General features: G+C 54.6%; 8 protein-coding genes. 2 read left to right on the plus strand and 6 right to left on the minus strand.

Going from position 1 to position 15,397, the window contains the following annotated elements:
• From C515_RS0116845 to C515_RS0116855, 3 genes are all read right to left on the minus strand, one after another.
• Complete coding sequence (locus C515_RS0116845) at positions 1–1,464, minus strand: DUF4178 domain-containing protein (RefSeq protein WP_028456446.1); 1,464 nt, start codon at positions 1,462–1,464, stop codon at positions 1–3.
• Positions 1,465–1,643: 179 nt separating this feature from the next.
• The gene (locus tag C515_RS0116850; protein ID WP_028456447.1) at positions 1,644–2,768 is read right to left on the minus strand and encodes an SPFH domain-containing protein; all 1,125 of its coding nucleotides are present in this window, start codon (positions 2,766–2,768) and stop codon (positions 1,644–1,646) included.
• A gap of 94 nt (positions 2,769–2,862) precedes the next feature.
• Positions 2,863–3,264 (minus strand): DUF350 domain-containing protein, encoded by a 402-nt coding sequence (locus tag C515_RS0116855; RefSeq protein WP_028456448.1) that lies wholly within the window; start codon positions 3,262–3,264, stop codon positions 2,863–2,865.
• Between the two features lie 64 nt (positions 3,265–3,328).
• On the opposite strand from C515_RS0116855, the gene C515_RS0116860 reads away from it, so the two are divergent.
• Both C515_RS0116860 and C515_RS0116865 read left to right on the plus strand, forming a co-directional pair.
• Positions 3,329–4,840, plus strand: coding sequence for a polyamine aminopropyltransferase (locus C515_RS0116860; RefSeq protein WP_028456449.1), 1,512 nt, complete (start codon positions 3,329–3,331; stop codon positions 4,838–4,840).
• Positions 4,840–6,441, plus strand: coding sequence for an FAD-dependent oxidoreductase (locus tag C515_RS0116865; protein ID WP_211234097.1), 1,602 nt, complete (start codon positions 4,840–4,842; stop codon positions 6,439–6,441). The genes C515_RS0116860 and C515_RS0116865 overlap by 1 nt, the downstream gene beginning before the upstream one ends.
• Positions 6,442–6,519: 78 nt before the next feature.
• On the opposite strand, the gene C515_RS23275 is transcribed toward C515_RS0116865, so the two are convergent.
• From C515_RS23275 to C515_RS23285, 3 genes are all read right to left on the minus strand, one after another.
• The gene (locus C515_RS23275; RefSeq protein WP_144290521.1) at positions 6,520–9,312 is read right to left on the minus strand and encodes an O-linked N-acetylglucosamine transferase family protein; all 2,793 of its coding nucleotides are present in this window, start codon (positions 9,310–9,312) and stop codon (positions 6,520–6,522) included.
• A gap of 361 nt (positions 9,313–9,673) precedes the next feature.
• On the minus strand, positions 9,674–14,671 hold the full coding sequence (locus tag C515_RS23280; protein WP_081687029.1) for a WavE lipopolysaccharide synthesis family protein: 4,998 nt from the start codon (positions 14,669–14,671) through the stop codon (positions 9,674–9,676).
• A complete protein-coding gene (locus tag C515_RS23285) occupies positions 14,668–15,396 on the minus strand; it encodes a glycosyltransferase family 2 protein (RefSeq protein ID WP_211234098.1) in 729 nt (242 codons plus the stop codon). Before C515_RS23285 ends, C515_RS23280 begins: the two co-directional genes overlap by 4 nt.
• Position 15,397: the final 1 nt, after the last annotated feature.

Below are 15,397 nucleotides of genomic sequence, written 5' to 3' on the forward strand. Positions count from 1 at the left end.
TTAGTCGTCCTTGTTGAATTTCAGTGGCAGGCGCAGCAGCCACCAGGCGAGCACGGTCCAGAACAGTCCGCTGCCAAAGCTGCCAAACAGCAGCAGCGGTACATTGATCACCAGCAGCCAGACAATGGCCATGATGGAAAGCTTGTTCAGATCGGCCGGATCATCGGCCTCGCCGGTCTCGTATTTGGGCGTGACAATCTCTTTCTTGCCAAACCATTGCGCCACCAGTTCGTTGGTCAGCTTTTTCGAGCGCGACCAGTTGATTTCGCTGGCCGTGCTTTCCTTGGCCAGTCGCACGCCATTGCGTTCGTATTCGCGGTAGGTGGTGATGTCGCCGACCTTCACGCGCCAGTTGAACGCGCCGGCGGCGTAAGTCACGCGCGCGTCGTAGGCCGGGTAGAGCTTGCGGTACTGCTCCTTGTTGAGCGTGACCGAGTTTTCGCTCCAGGCTTCCGGCCACTTGTCGAGCACGCTGGCGTCGTACCAGCCCTCGCGCGTTTCCACCAGCCAGCGAAAGCCCTTGTGCTTGTGGTAAAGCAGGTATTCGCTCCAGCCCGAATCGTCATCGCCGACTTCTTCCAGCTCGACCAGGCCGATGATGCTCCACCAGTGATCGCCATCAATCGTTGCCGAGTCGCCAACATCCAGCGTGGCGTGATAGCGGTTGGCTTCCTCGTGCTTGGCCAGCACCGTGGCACGGTCACCCGAGCAGTCGACCTCGCTGTGGCAGGCGGGGCAGACCAGCTGGGTGGCGACGCCGGCCTTGTAATTGAGCGGGCTGCCGCAGTTCGGGCAGTCGAGCACATTGTTGGCGCCCTTGAGCTTGCCGGCGCTCTGCAGGATCTGGTCGCCATCGCGCAGCAGCTGGCAGTTGAGCTCCGCAAGCGTGACCGGCGAGCCGACATAGAGCCTCGGGGCGGCATCCGAATAGTCGATGGTCAGGAAGCGGTCGCCCGAGCGGCAGTCGACGACCTTTGCTTCATAACCCGCGCCGACGACAAAGGGCAACTCGCCCTGGCCGCCGACACAGCGCGCCGTGCGCACATCGGTGGCGACAAAGCTGCGCCCGGCGTGTTCAAAGCGGAATTCGGGCCGCATCTGCTCGAAGGGCGTGGCGTTCTTGGCCGGGCCGATGTCGAGCGTGACCATGTACTGGCCCGACGCGTCGGCCAGCCAGCCGCCCTGGCCGTCGTCGAACATCACATACCATTCGTTCCACAGCCCTGCGTCGTAATGCAGCTGGATGCGGCCGACGACGGTGAAGCTGCGTTTGGCAAACGTGCCCGAGGTGCCGATCTGGATCGGCGAATAATCCTCGAGTACCTTGCCGATCTTGCCGATGTCCCTGACCTCGTCGGCATCGCGCAGCACGGTGCTCTGGCAGTACTCGCATACGGCGATCGTCGAGATCGTCGAGCGGAACAGCACTTCGGCGCCACAACTGGGGCAGGCGGTACGGTACATAAAGTCGTTCAAACCTCAACGCAGAGGCGCAGAGACGCAGAGAAAACCGGAGAAGCAAATGTCATCTGTGCAAGCATGGAATTTCGCATTTCTCCGCGCCTCTGCGTCGCTGCGTTGGGTGTTGATTTCCGGTGAAGCCCGGGTAGGGTGTGCAAATCCCACTGGGATTTGCGCACCGCTCACCCCAGCAACTTTTTCAGCACTTCGGCCTTGGCCGTGTCGTAATCGGCCTGGCTGATCAGGCAGGCGTCGAGCAGGCCCTTGAGCTTGGCGAGTTTGGCCTGCGGATCATCCGCTTCAGCAGCGGCCGGCGCTGCGGGAGCCGGCGCGGCAGGCGCCGCTGGCGTGCTGCCGGCGACCATGCCGACGCCCACGCCGCCATCCGCCCCCATGACCACACCGGCCGCCGCCGGAGCGACAGGCTGCTGGACTGCGCCCGGATTGAGTGCAGTCTGCATCGCGCCCGCCATCACCTGGCCCATGCCGATGCCGGCGGCCATGCTCGCGCCGATGCCGGCCATGCCGCCCTCGTTCTGCGCGGCCAGCGGAATCGCGTTGGCGGCCTGGTACTGCGTGTAGGTCTGCATATTGCCGATCATGCCCATGCTGATGCGGGTGTCGAGCGCCTTTTGCAGTTCTTCGGGCAGCGAGACGTTTTCAACGGCGAAGTTGTCCAGCAGCAGGCCGTACTTGGCGAATACCGGAACCAGCGCTTCCCTGATCTTCTCGCCCATCAGGCCCTGGTTGCCGGCCATGTCGATGAAGGGGACGCCGGAGGCGCCCAGCGCGCTGGTCATGGTGGAGACCACCAGATTGCGCAGCTGCTGCTCGACCTCCTCGCGCGTGTAACTCTCGCGCGTGCCGCTGATTTCGGTATAGAAGAGCCTGGGGTCGGCGATCTTGTAGGAATAGATGCCGAAGGCGCGCATGCGCACCATGCCGAAATCCGCATCGCGGATGGTGATCGGCTGCGGCGTGCCCCACTTGCGACCGAGCTGCAGGCGGGTGCTGAAGAAGTAGACATCCGACTTGAAGGGCGACTGGAACAGCTTGTCCCAGTTTTTCAGGTAGGTCAGCACCGGCAGGGTCTGCGTGGTCAGCTTGTACATCCCCGGCGCAAACACGTCGGCGATCTTGCCTTCGTTGACGAACACCGCTGCCTGTGATTCGCGCACGGTGAGGCTGCCGCCGTACTGGATTTCGTTGTCGGCCATCGGATAGCGCCAGGACAATACGCCATCCTGATCCTCCTGCCATTCCAGGATGTCGATAAACTGTTTCTTGATGAATGAACCGAGACCCATGTTGCTGACTCCAGTGACTTAGATCGGTTTGTGGGTATTGATCGGCAGGGCTTCTGCCGCAATGGTCATGCCAATATGCGTGGCTGGGTATGTGTCAGGACAGGCTGCCGGCGTTGATGATGCCCACTGCCAGCGACACGCTGCCCGAGAAGGCGCCGACGGCGATGTTGTTTTCGATCAGCGCCTGCGCGAGCCCCTTGATGCAGCGGCTCAGCACGATATGCACCAGGATCTGCACCAGCATGGCCAGCGCGCCCCAGATCAGGAAATAGTGCAGCATGTTGACGTGCCAGGCGCTGGAGGCCAGCGTGAGCGAGAAGCCGATCAGCGCGCCGCCGTAAGACAGCGCTGCCGCCGTGCAGCCTTCGCGGATCAGTTTCAGCTCGTCCAGCGGCGTCACTTTTGCATACAGCACGGAGAACACGAGCAACAGCGCGATGCCGCTGCCCAGATAGCTCAGATAAGTCAGCAACAGCGGCAGATACGTGGCGAACATGCGGGTTCCTTGCGGCAATCAGGCATAATGCCGTTCATTCTTACCCAAATTACAAGTTTTTGCCATGAGAGACCGGCTGCTCATCCTTTCCGTATTCGTAGTTGCATCTTGCGGACTGGCTTACGAGCTGATTGCCGGTGCACTGGCGAGCTATCTGCTCGGCGACTCGGTGCTGCAGTTCTCATCCATCATCGGCACCTATCTGTTTGCCATGGGGCTGGGTTCGCACTGCTCGAAATATGTGCGCGACGACCGGGTGCTGGCGACGTTTATCGATGTCGAACTGCTGGTCGGCCTGATCGGCGGGCTCTCGGCGCTGTTCCTGTTTCTGGTGTTCGCCTGGGCCAGTGCACCGTTCCGCACGGTGTTGTATGCGCTGGTGGTGATCACCGGTGCGCTGGTCGGCATGGAAATTCCGCTGGTGATGCGCGTGCTCAATCAGCGCAAGACGGCCTTTGCCGACATTGTCAGCCGCGTGCTGACCTTCGATTACATGGGCGCGCTGGCCGTCTCGCTGCTGTTTCCGTTGGTGCTCGCGCCCAAGCTGGGGCTGGCACGCACCGCCTTGCTGTTCGGCGTGCTCAATGTCGGAGTCGCGCTGTGGACGACGCGAGTGTTTCGCAAGGAACTGCCTTCGCCGTTTGCCCAATATTTGCGCGGCGGGGTGGTGATGATGGCGCTGGCCGGTGCCTTTATCGCGTCCGAGCGGCTGACGGCGTTCAGCGAAAAGGCCATTTATGGCGATGAGATCATTCATGCCGAAAGCACGCCGTATCAGCGCCTGGTGCTGACCAAATGGAAGGACGATCTGCGGCTGTACATCAACGGCAATCTGCAGTTTTCCAGTCGCGATGAACATCGTTATCACGAGGCGCTGGTGCACCCGGCGCTGGAGCGCCTGCCCTGGGCGCGGCGCGTGCTGATTCTCGGTGGCGGCGACGGGCTGGCGCTGCGCGAGGTGCTGCGCTATCCGAACGTGCAGGCCGTGACGCTGGTCGACCTTGATCCCGCGATGACCAGGCTCTTCAGTACGTCGGCGCCGCTGTTGGCGCTCAACAAGGGGGCGCTGCTCGACAAGCGCGCCAGCATTGTCAATATGGACGCCGGGCTGTGGCTGGAAGGCGATCATGGCGTGTTCGATGCGGTGATCATCGATTTTCCGGATCCGAGCAATTTTGCGCTGGGCAAGTTGTATTCCCTGCCTTTCTACCGCCTGCTGGCGCGGCATGTGGCCGAGCGCGGGCTGGTGGTGGTGCAGTCCACCTCGCCGATGCATGCGCCGCGCTCCTACTGGGCGATCAACAAGACGCTGCAGGAAGCCGGCTGGCAGACCACACCCTACCACGCCTATGTGCCTTCCTTCGGCGAATGGGGTTTCATCCTCGCCGGCAGGCAGGGCGGCTACCAGCCGCCGCAAGCGTATCGCCTGCCGATGCGCTTCCTTGATGCCGAATCGACACGGCAAATGTTCTTCTTTCCGCCGGACATGCAGCCGGTCGAGGTCGAGGCCAACCGGCTCAACAACCAGTCGCTGGTGCATTATTTCGAGCAGGACTGGTCGCGGGTGATCCGCTGATGCTGCTGAATCGCCGTCGCATGCTGCAGCTGGGGGCGGCCATGGGGGCTGGCTGGCTGCTGGGCGGCTGCCGCCACCCGCTGCAACTTGGCTTGGATATCACCGGGTATTGGCCGGGGATGCAGGAGGGCCATTGGCTGCGTGGCAATACCCCTATCCCCGCCCCGTCCGGTGAGCGCAAGGTTGGCGTGGCGATTCTCGGTTCCGGCGTGGCCGGACTGTTCGCCGCCTGGCAGCTGGCGCGGCAGGGCCGGCAGGACATCCTGCTGGTCGAGGGCCCCGAGCGCTATGGCAACTGCGCCGCTGGCAGCATGGGCGGCGAGCCCTATCCGCGCGGCGCGCATTATCTGCCACTGCCGTCGCTGGAGTCGACGCATGTGCGCGAACTGCTGTTTGAAATGGGGGTGATCGAAGCCGATCCATTCGGCGAGCGCCCGCGCTACGACGAGCGCGTTCTCGTGCATGCGCCGGAAGAGCGGCTATGGGTGGACGGGCGCTGGCAGGAGGGGACGCTGCCGCGGATCGGCATGGGCGCGGACGAGCTGGCGCAGCAGCAGCGCTTTCTGGATTTTGTGGCCGGCTTGCGCGAGCGCAAGGGCCGCGACGGCCGGCGCCTTTTCGTGATTCCGCTGGCGCTGTCCTCCAGTGACCCCGAGTGGCGGGCGCTGGACAAGCTGACCTTTGCCGCCTGGCTGAAGCAGCAGGGCTACACCGCGCCCGGACTGCTGTGGTATCTCGATTACGTTTGCCGTGACGATTACGGCGCTGGCAGCGCCGAAGTCTCGGCCTGGGCCGGCCTGCACTATTTCGCCAGCCGTGGCGGCCATGCCGCCAATGCCGAAAACGGCGCGGTGCTGACCTGGCCGGACGGGCTCAACCCGCTGGCGCGGCACATGCTGTCCCGGCTGCAGCCGCAGCAGCGCCTGCCCGGCATGGCCGTGCGCGTGACGGATAGGGGCCGGCATGTCGAGGTGGATGTGTTCGACGTGCGGCAGGGCCGCAGCGTGCGCCTGCTCGCCGACCAGGTGATCTGCGCGATGCCGCTGCACGTGGCCAGCCGCGTGGTGACCGGCATCCGCGATCTGGGCTACGACCCGGAGCGGCACGCCTTGCCGCATGCCGCCTGGCAGGTGAGCAACTTCCTGATCGACGCCTTTCCCGAAGAACCGCACGAGCATCCGCTGGCTTGGGACAATGTCGTGTATGGCAGCAACAGCCTCGGCTACATCAACAGTACCCACCAGCTGATCCGCCAGGGCAAGCCGGCGCAAAGCGTGTTCACCGCCTACCACGCCTATTCCGGAGTTGACCCCCGCGCGCTGCGGCACCAGCTGGAGCGCGCCAGCGCCGACGATCTCTACGAAATTGCCGCGCAGGATCTGCACGCCGTGTATGGCTGGCGCTGGCGGCACTACGTGAAGCAGGTCGAAATCACCGTGCGCGGCCACGCCATGAGCACCCCCGCCCCCGGTTTTCTCGACAACCCGGGCCTCAAGGCACTGAGGGAAGCCGACGGCCGCATCCGCTTCGCGCATGCGGACCTGTCAGGCTTGTCGGTGTTCGAGGAGGCGGGGTGGTGGGGGAGCAGGACGATTGCTTGATTGGCTGGCGACAGATAGGCTGGTGGGTATTGTGATCAAGGCCATGTTTTTCGAAGGCTACCATCCTATACAGTAGGCTTATGGCCTGATTGCTATCAGGCTAACCCCCGCTAGCCGTGATGCACAGGCATGGCTTTCCATGACCCTGAATCCACAGTCTTCAATGAGCCGCAGAAGATTCTCGGTGCTGAACAGCTGCTGGCGCAAGGGGTTGCCCCAGCATGCCATTTCATCTTCCGTTTCCTTCATTTTCCAGTATGGGCTTGCGCTGTTGCTGATGCTGGCAAGCAAAACCCCGCCGCTGGCCAGCAGTGAAAACGCCTTTTGCAAGTAGTCGCGCGGAAAGGGGGTCGTCTCCAACGCACCTTGCAGGGATATCACCTCAATTGTTTGGCCAGAAATCTCGAGATCAAGAAAATCAGCGTGTGCAGTTTGGCCACCCAGCGTTTGCAACCGTTCTGACATCCGGTAGGACGCGGACAGTCCGGTCAACGCGGCTCCTTGTTCGAGGGCTGAGGCGTAAACCCAGGGCGTGTCTGGATCAACTTCCAGCCATACAAGTGGGTAGCCACGCTGACGCAGTGCCCGCCATCCTCCCGCATTTGCGAATGCTCGCTCGACTAGCTGGCCCGCATCATGGCGATGCAGCATGGATGGATCGGAGCGCTCGGATGGGCACATTTCATTCAGCTGCTCCTGCGCATCTTCGCTCCAGTAATCGAGCGTATAAACATGCTCGCAATCCGCGCATTGCCCCCAGTGAATGCGTTGTGGCAGGCTGGTGGCGGCTTCGCTCTCGAATTCAAGCTGTGCGATTCGCTCTCCGGCCAGATCTTCGCCGCCACACACAGGGCATTTTTCCTGGGGATGCCGCCACTTTTCTGTGTCTCCATCGGTCGTCGCATCAAGATTGACTTCCACGGTCGGGATGCAATCGGCAAATGGCACTTCTCGTTGAGGGAGGGCCGGAACGTCGATATCAGCCGGTGGCAAGCCCGTTTGCCAGCGCTCGGCCATCATGGCGTAGGCGCGCTCAAGATGCCGGGTAAAGCGCTCAGTATCGAATAGCGGGGCTTGGAGGCGCATCTGGACCAGCTTCTCTTTTAATGCGCGTAGCCGCTCTGGCGATCTGGCCAGCGCAATCGCTGTTTCGCACAGCGTTTCCCAATCGGGCTGGATCAACTCGGACATCCCGCACGCGGTAAGCAGGCTGGCCGAGACCCGGCTGGCAAAGTGGGTTCCCGGCACGGTGAGCACCGGCACGCCAGCCCACAGCGCATCGCTGGTCGTGGTGTGGCCGTTATAGATGCGCGTATCGAGCGCAATATCGGCCAGGCTGATGCGGGCAAGGTGCAGCGCGGTTGCTGTTTTTGGGGCAAAAATCAGCCGATCTGCGGAGATGCCTCTTTTTTGCGCTTCGGCTCGCAAGTTCTGCTTGGCCAGCTCACCCGTTTCCAGTAGCCACAAAACGCTTTCGGGAATGGCCGAGAGAATGCGCATCCAGTGTGTGAATGCTACTTCTTCGATTTTATAAGGCTGATTGAAGCAGCAAAATATAACCCCGTTTTTAGGTAATGTATGCTCATCCCGGGAAATGGGGTTGGCTGCAATTGCACGTGCATTGTCATTGCATTGATAAGTTTCGGGAAGCCTGCAGAGTTTTTCCGTATAGAATGGTTTGCTGGATTCCGGGGTGACAATGCCATCACTGATGATGTAATCAATGAAATCAGCCCCGCTGCTTCCAGGGAATCCAAGATAAGAGGCAGATATTGGAGCGGGGGTTAAGGTGAAAATTCCAAGTCGGCTTCCCTGGGTCGGTCCTTTCAGATCAATCAAAATGTCGATGGCATCCGAATAGATGCGCCGAGCTGCTTCCTCATCACTAAGGTTGGTTATGTCAACCAAGTTATCAATTGCATTGACAAAACGCTGGCGTTGTTCCGATTGATCGGCCCTGCTATGACAGTAGGCAAATATTTCGAATGTCTTCCTGTCATGCTTCTCGAATACGCCAGCCATTAACTGTAGGGTTGCATGGTTATAAAAATCGCTAGAGACATAACCAATGCGTAAGCATCTAGGGTGGCGGATTATAGAGTGGTCGAAAAGTGCAGACTTCTTTCCAAATTCATGCAGTGTTGTGGCTTGAGCTGTTTGTTTGTTGATTTTCTCGTCCATGCACCATGTTATATTGCTAAAGGCGGACTCATGGATATTTTCCGATTTATTTGTTTGATGATTTTCCTGGTAGTGGGTGGCCAGTTTCTGGAATAGGTGCCAGTCGCAATTGTACTGTGAGAGATATAGGGCCTGGTCATGGACGGTGTCTATGTTTTGCGAAATTTCAAGAGAGTGGCATATGGCGTGATATGCTTGGTCAAAGTTGCGGTTCGCCATGAAGATGGTGGCGGAAATAAATAGCTCTTCAGGCTTATTGCTATTGTTTAGTAGCCATTTTGCATGTGGTGTAGCGGCACGATACCATTCACTTTTATACAAGCATTGGCAGAGCAAAGCTCTGGCCTCGGAAATGGTTGGTTGAAGGCGAATGGCATTTTTTGCCAGTGTGATGGCTTGCCGTGCATCCCCTGCCATGTGGCAGCAGTAAGCTGCGTAATAGTAGCAGTAAGCTTCATGCTGCCCCCCTTGGATTGCGAGAGTGCGAAACTGTTGGGCGGCTTCAGCATGACGTCCAAGTTGTCGAAATGCGTGAGCCTGTATCCAGGTAATTGCAGGCTGTGTATGAATGTTGTGAGGCAACTCCTGAATGAAATCCAGAGCTTGCTGTGGTCGTCCAGCTTGTAATTGGCCTTGCAGTATCTGCTGCAGCTCGGCTAAATCTAGATTGTCTTGCACGCTGATTTCCATGTTGTTGTCACGTATGTTGTACAGAACACCTTCTTGGTACAGATTTCCAGCGTGTTGGGAGGTGACTGTCGTTAGGTAAAATTTGGACCTGATAGATAATAGGTTTACCCATGCAAAGGAAAGCCGGATTAGCGACCCTTCTCAGAAAATTCTAGAAATCCGCCGTTCCCGTATAGGCAGAAACCCGGCAATATAAGCAGCATGCTGGCTGGCCGTGCGTAGACGAGCTGATGCGTTGTCAATCAAGAGGCGCATTGAGTGGCAATGGCTTTACGGATTAAGCTGATAATTTGAGGTTACATCAATAAATCACAATAAGTGATCGGGCATCCTGTCCAGTACCCGATCACTTGGAGCGCTTTTAGCCACGCAGCCAGGCTTGACGCCATACGTCTAGATTTTTTTCCAGAATCCAGTTCTCCATAATGTGTTGGCGCAAATTGTCTCCTCGTCTCGCCAACTCATCCCGATCAGCAATATGCTCGCGGATCGCATTCACCCAATCATCCACCGATGCGCCGACATTGACAATCGGAAAGCCACGATAGGACGGTAAGTCGCTAGCTATGACTGGGTAACCAAGAATGCCAAATTCAAGGATACGAAGTGAAGTACGGCTGCGATTGAATCGATTATCCGTAAGTGGAGCAAGCGCAAGATCAAGCTCTAAGTAAGCAAGTGCCGCAGGGTAGCCTGAAATATGCACACCCTGATGATACTCGTGAACGTAAGGCCGCATTGCTTCGGGTACTGTTCCCAGAAAGACCCATTCCACTTCGTTGTGAAGAATTTTTACCACATCCGCAATCATTGCCAGATCCGGTCCATGCGTACTTCCCCCGGCCCAACCAACGCGCGGCTTTTTGCCTAGGCGGCGGGCCGGTCTCAGCATTCCCCAGCGATCCAACGGCATAAAATTTGGAACAATAACGGTTTCCTTGGCCCATTCCGCATAGCTTTCTGCAATCAACGGTGTGCTTGCTATCAAGCGGTCGGCAATGGATAGCGCCTTTTTCAACTTGTCCGTTCGCTCTAGCGCATCGCTCTTCGTGAAGTCCGGATGCCAGCTTTCCGTGATCAGGTCATCAAGCTCATAGATAATGAAGGCATCAGTACGGTCGCGGTAGCGCTGCATTGCTGCAAGCTGGTGATCTTCCAGTTGACGCTGGAAAATGACCGAGTCTGGGTTGATGCGCATGATTTCACTGGGGCCATACAGTCGTTCAGTGATTGAGCCATCAAGCATGCCTTGCCGCATCAATGCACGCATTGGCGCCTTGACACGATATTCTCCGCAGCCGAAATGATCGGCTGGGCAGGCTAGCGCGAGCGGCGCAGGACGGAAACAGCGATGCCCTGTAAGGGCTGGATCGGTTTCAAGTGCCGCAGTGCGGCTAGCCAGCGTTAGATTGGGGTTATATGCCGGGTCGTTGGAAATCACCTCACGCCAGCGCGTGAAGAATACGTTGCGCTCTAGTTCAATGCGTTCGTTGCGTGCTTTGGTTGCGGCAGCTGGCTGGCGTCTGGCTAATTTGTGTGTGGTTTTCGAGCCATCGTGCAGCAGCCTGGTTGAAGGAGTCCAAATAATGCGTTTGCCAAGTTGCTGTCGGATTTTCAAGCAAAGATCGACATCTTGCAGAGTCAGTGTCAGTACCTCCGCATCCATGCCGCCCACAGCCAGATAATCTGCTCGCCGCAACAGCATGCAGGCACCTGTGACCGCAGAGTATTGCTGGAGCAGCTTGTTGCGGTTCATCAGCTGCGTGTCTTCGGGGCGCGTATCGATGAATACATGCTCGGCAGGCATATGATCGATACCCAACACGATCCCGGCATGCTGGATCTTGCCATTCTCAAAAACCAGCATGGGGCCAACGACTCCTGCATCGGTTTCTTCGGCGATCCCAAGCATTTTGTCTAGCCATTCTGGGTCGAGAACCTGAGTGTCGTCATTGAGCAAAAGGACATACTCGCCATCGAGTTGTGCAATAGCTTCATTGTGCATGGCAGAGAAATTAAATGGGGCATCATAAAGAATAATATCCGCCATGCCGCGTTGCTTAAGATCCTCAAAATAAGCCAGTATTTCCTGCTGCTGGCTTTGATTGTCAATAATATGAATTTTGTAATTTGGGTAGCGCGTTAGTGAAACTAAAGAATCGATGCAGCGCTTCAAATCAGCCAGTCCATCGCGGGTTGGAATTATAATGTCAACGATTGGAGTGTTATTCGTGCGGTAATCGATTGAAAAATAACGCCCTTCGAATGAATTTACTTCGGCCTGCCAACCCAGTGAGTGTAAATGGCGATTTAAAGCCTGTTGAGCTAGATTCTGCTCTTCATCTGGCGTGTGATAACTAAGTCTGCCATTTTCAAAACGGTGGTACAAAATTTCGGCAATATGCCCTATATGTTTTGGCGCGAGACGCGCACTGGCGCGCAGAGCAAAGTCAAAATCCTCGCAGCCTTCGAATTCAGCATCAAACCCTCCCAGGCTGGCAAACAGTGCACGAGAATACAGTGATAAACCACCGATATAGTTGCTGCTGCGCAGCAAATCAGCATCAAAGTCGGGTTTAAGCAATGGAGAATTTCGCTCAATTTTAATGGTTAAGGTGTCCTCATCGGAATACAGCCATTGCAATTCTGGATTTCGACGCGACATATTTGCCAGCAGATACAGTGCTTCGGGGGCTAGTCGGTCGCCCGGATAGATTCGCCCAACCCAATCTGAATTAGTTTTTGTCAGAATTATGTTGGTGGCCTCTAGGCTATCATCATCATCACTTAGAGTCTGCCAGGAAATGCGGCTATCACTAGGTAAATCGGCTGGAGGGGGGGAGAAAGAGATGATGTCTAAGTTCCAGTGCGGATAAATTTGTGCAAGTAGGGCAAAGCATGTGTCACGGATTTCTGCGTGTTGCTTTTCAACTGCAAAGGTCGTGATGGTTACCTTTGGATAGATCCCCCAATAGAGCATACTCTTCTCATAAATCGACAATGGAAGTGCTGATTTACGGTGAAGGTCGAGCCAGATGTCGTAGTAATTTACATTGCTATTTTGGGATGGGGGCTTTAGTTCCGCGTGGTCTAATTCTTCAATTTGATTGTGCTCACGAAAAATCTGAGGGTCTTCGTTAGAGTTATAATTTATCGTGCTATTGGTTGGCTCCGATTTGCTGATAAGGAGTGATTGATGAGACAGTTCTTGCCATGACAATAATTTCAGACTGTAATGGGTTGATATTGCAGCTGGGGAATAATTTTTCTTTGCTAGTCCAAGAATAAATGTAAAGGTGTCCAGCCACGCAAGCCGGGATTTATCCAAAATTATCCTATCTGTTTCATTGATGGCCGCGCGCCAGCAGTAGTCAAATAGGAGGTCGTTGCTGGTGGCTATTTTTTCTAGGAGGGCAACACTTATTTCTCTTGCGCGCTCTAGGATGTACGCGATTCGTATATTGCATTCTTCAACATATTTTTTAGCAAAGAGCGTGCTGTTAAAGTTTCTTTCTGTGCCTGCGTCAAATATGCAAAGGGCTTCATCGATGTGGCGAAATTTTCCTTTGCCTTCATTGTCTCTTGCGAGTTCTATATATCTGAGGCTGAAGTCAAAATCAGCGGCCCAGTCGAACCGATAATCAAATCTTGGGATTTCACCGACTAGTGTTCTGAAGAACTGTGAAGAGGGGCCGCCCGGGGTATTGCCATTCAACATGCATTTAATTACTGTCTCGTTTGGGTCAAGAATGAAGTCGTTGAATTTTTTTATTTCCGATTCTTGGGGTTCCCCTTGTAAAATTACTTGGTTGCGAACGGAAACTAAGGAAACTGTGCAATCATTAGCGAAGGCGTCAAGTGCATTTTTGCATGCTGTGGGGGCCAGTTGGTCATTAACCATCATTAGTTTGAAGAAAGGTGAGCAAATAAAATTGATCGCCCTGTTCCAGTTGTGCGTTCTTCCAATGTTGCAGTTAAAGTGAAAGTATACGACACGTTCATCCATGTCCGCGAATTTCATGGCGATTTTCGATGAGTTGTCTGTAGAGTCGCTGTCGATAATAGCAACCATCAGATTTACATCTATTTGATTTAGTATGCTTTCGAGGCATCGGGAGAGATTTTTCTCTGCGTTAAATATAGGTATTGCTATGAATAGTAAAGGTTTTGATTTCTTAAGTTTTGCGTAACGATCTTTCGGATATGAGGTGCATCCGATTTCAATTTGGTCGTGGCTTGATATTGAATGCTGATTTATATTGTTTTTTATTGCGTGGCTTGATATTTCATTTGCGTAGTTGGTGGTGATTTTGCGAAGGAGCTGATTGTTGGCGCTTCTGACATGGCGATTCATGCCACCCAGTGTCGCATCATTGAAGCCCAATTTAATGGTATGGGTTGATTCATTGAGCGTGGCAAGCCATTCCAGACCATGTACTCTTGCACTTTCAATTAGGCTTTGGTCGAAACCCTCGTTTAGATTATCAGAGAGCGAAGAAATGATTTTCGTAGTTGGGGTAGAGCATGCTTTGCCGGGAGTGTATGAGCGCGCAAGGGAAAGCCAGTCTTTGTGCACCATTATGCTGCGAGGGTTGATATCACTTTTTGGGTACTTTCTATTAGAAATACCAAATTGCTCTTCGGTGTCTAGAACGATGAAGTTCGCAGCTATGAAACGGTTTGAGTTTTCGATATTGCTGACGGAGAGCGGGAAAATTGACACGTCTTTTTTAGCCCCGAAGGTAGAGCTCAAAAGTCCCCTAAGAATATATTGCTCGGGAGTAACCGACATTTGCCAAGTGCCAAGCTCTTGATAGAGTACGCTGGGGTAGAACATGCTGTGTATATCGGTGTATTCAGCCTTCTCTTGAGAAAACAGAACGGCGATATCATTCTTTTCGCCGAATGCAGCCCAGTCTGAAGGGTGAAATGGATATGGTGAATATGGTGTTGCTTTTCTTGTAAAAAAACTGGGGATAATGATTCTTTCAGAAAAGGCTATCCAGTCTGGCTGGCGCTGTGGCCACTCTTGCGTGTAGTACTTAATTAAGTTTGCGCTGGTGAATATGATATCAGATCTTATTTTGCATATATAATTACGCGTCGCAGCCTTGATCCCTTCACGTACACCAATTAGTAGCCGATTAACGTTGTTTTGCTGGCCGACAACGCCAGGATCATCTAGCAGGAGTATGTGGTCTGCATCCAATTTATCGAGCGACTCGCCCTCCCAGGTCGAAATTATTATTTCTGCCCCAGGGAAGTGCTTTCTAATGCTGGAAATACAGTCAAGCGTCGAGTGGTGAGGGGGCCTAGATATGGATCCCTGAACGATAAAGGTAATGTCTTCAGGTGTCACTTTGCATTCCTGTACGTGGCTTCGAAGAGCTGTAAATCATGAGGAGTTCCTAACCCATGCATTTTTTCTCCAATGTTGTAGCTGGCTACTACCCCTCCTCTCTCAATTAGTATATTGAATACTGGAGCGACATAAAATTCGTTGTTGACCATGCAGTTTCTAGATATTATTTCTTCCGCTGCGGAAATAAAATCACGGCCAGTTCGGAAGTTATATATACCTGTGGTAGCTTCGGATGAAATAACTTGCTTTTCGACAACAAGATCGATATATCCGTTTTTGCCTTTTCGAACGTATGACCATTTTGGGTCACTGGCGGGCATAGTCATTATTACGCCGTCGAATGTGTTCTCTGTGGAGAATTTTAGATAGTGATCAAAATTTATGTCGACGAATTGGTCGCAGTTTGCAATTGTCAGTGGTGAGTCATTGTTGATATAGTCTTTTGCGCAGAGCACGGTTCTTAGCGCACCATCGGTCACGTCTTTAACTGAAATTATTCTTGATTTGTGACATATTTTTCTAATTTGGGAGTCTAGGTCATAATCTCGAATATGAGCTTCTTGGCAAATGAAGATGAATTGGTGTTTGAGGTCTGTTTTTATGTTTTCAATGACCCACTGAATCATTGGCTTGCCAAGTACAGGGATTAGGGGTTTGGGGGTTGTATAACCAGCGTCGGCGAATCTGCTGCCTCGCCCAGCCATGGGGATTACAATGTTCATT

This window comes from Chitinilyticum litopenaei DSM 21440 (genome assembly GCF_000428145.1).
Lineage (GTDB): Bacteria > Pseudomonadota > Gammaproteobacteria > Burkholderiales > Chitinibacteraceae > Chitinilyticum > Chitinilyticum litopenaei.

Coding starts and splice junctions, on each gene's coding strand:
- C515_RS0116845 (WP_028456446.1), bottom strand. CDS start 1,464: ATGTACCGTACCGCCTGCCCCAGTTGTGGCGCCGAAGTGCTGTTCCGC.
- C515_RS0116860 (WP_028456449.1), top strand. CDS start 3,329: ATGAGAGACCGGCTGCTCATCCTTTCCGTATTCGTAGTTGCATCTTGC.
- C515_RS0116865 (WP_211234097.1), top strand. CDS start 4,840: ATGCTGCTGAATCGCCGTCGCATGCTGCAGCTGGGGGCGGCCATGGGG.
- C515_RS23285 (WP_211234098.1), bottom strand. CDS start 15,396: ATGAACATTGTAATCCCCATGGCTGGGCGAGGCAGCAGATTCGCCGAC.
- C515_RS23275 (WP_144290521.1), bottom strand. CDS start 9,312: ATGGAAATCAGCGTGCAAGACAATCTAGATTTAGCCGAGCTGCAGCAG.
- C515_RS0116850 (WP_028456447.1), bottom strand. CDS start 2,768: ATGGGTCTCGGTTCATTCATCAAGAAACAGTTTATCGACATCCTGGAA.
- C515_RS0116855 (WP_028456448.1), bottom strand. CDS start 3,264: ATGTTCGCCACGTATCTGCCGCTGTTGCTGACTTATCTGAGCTATCTG.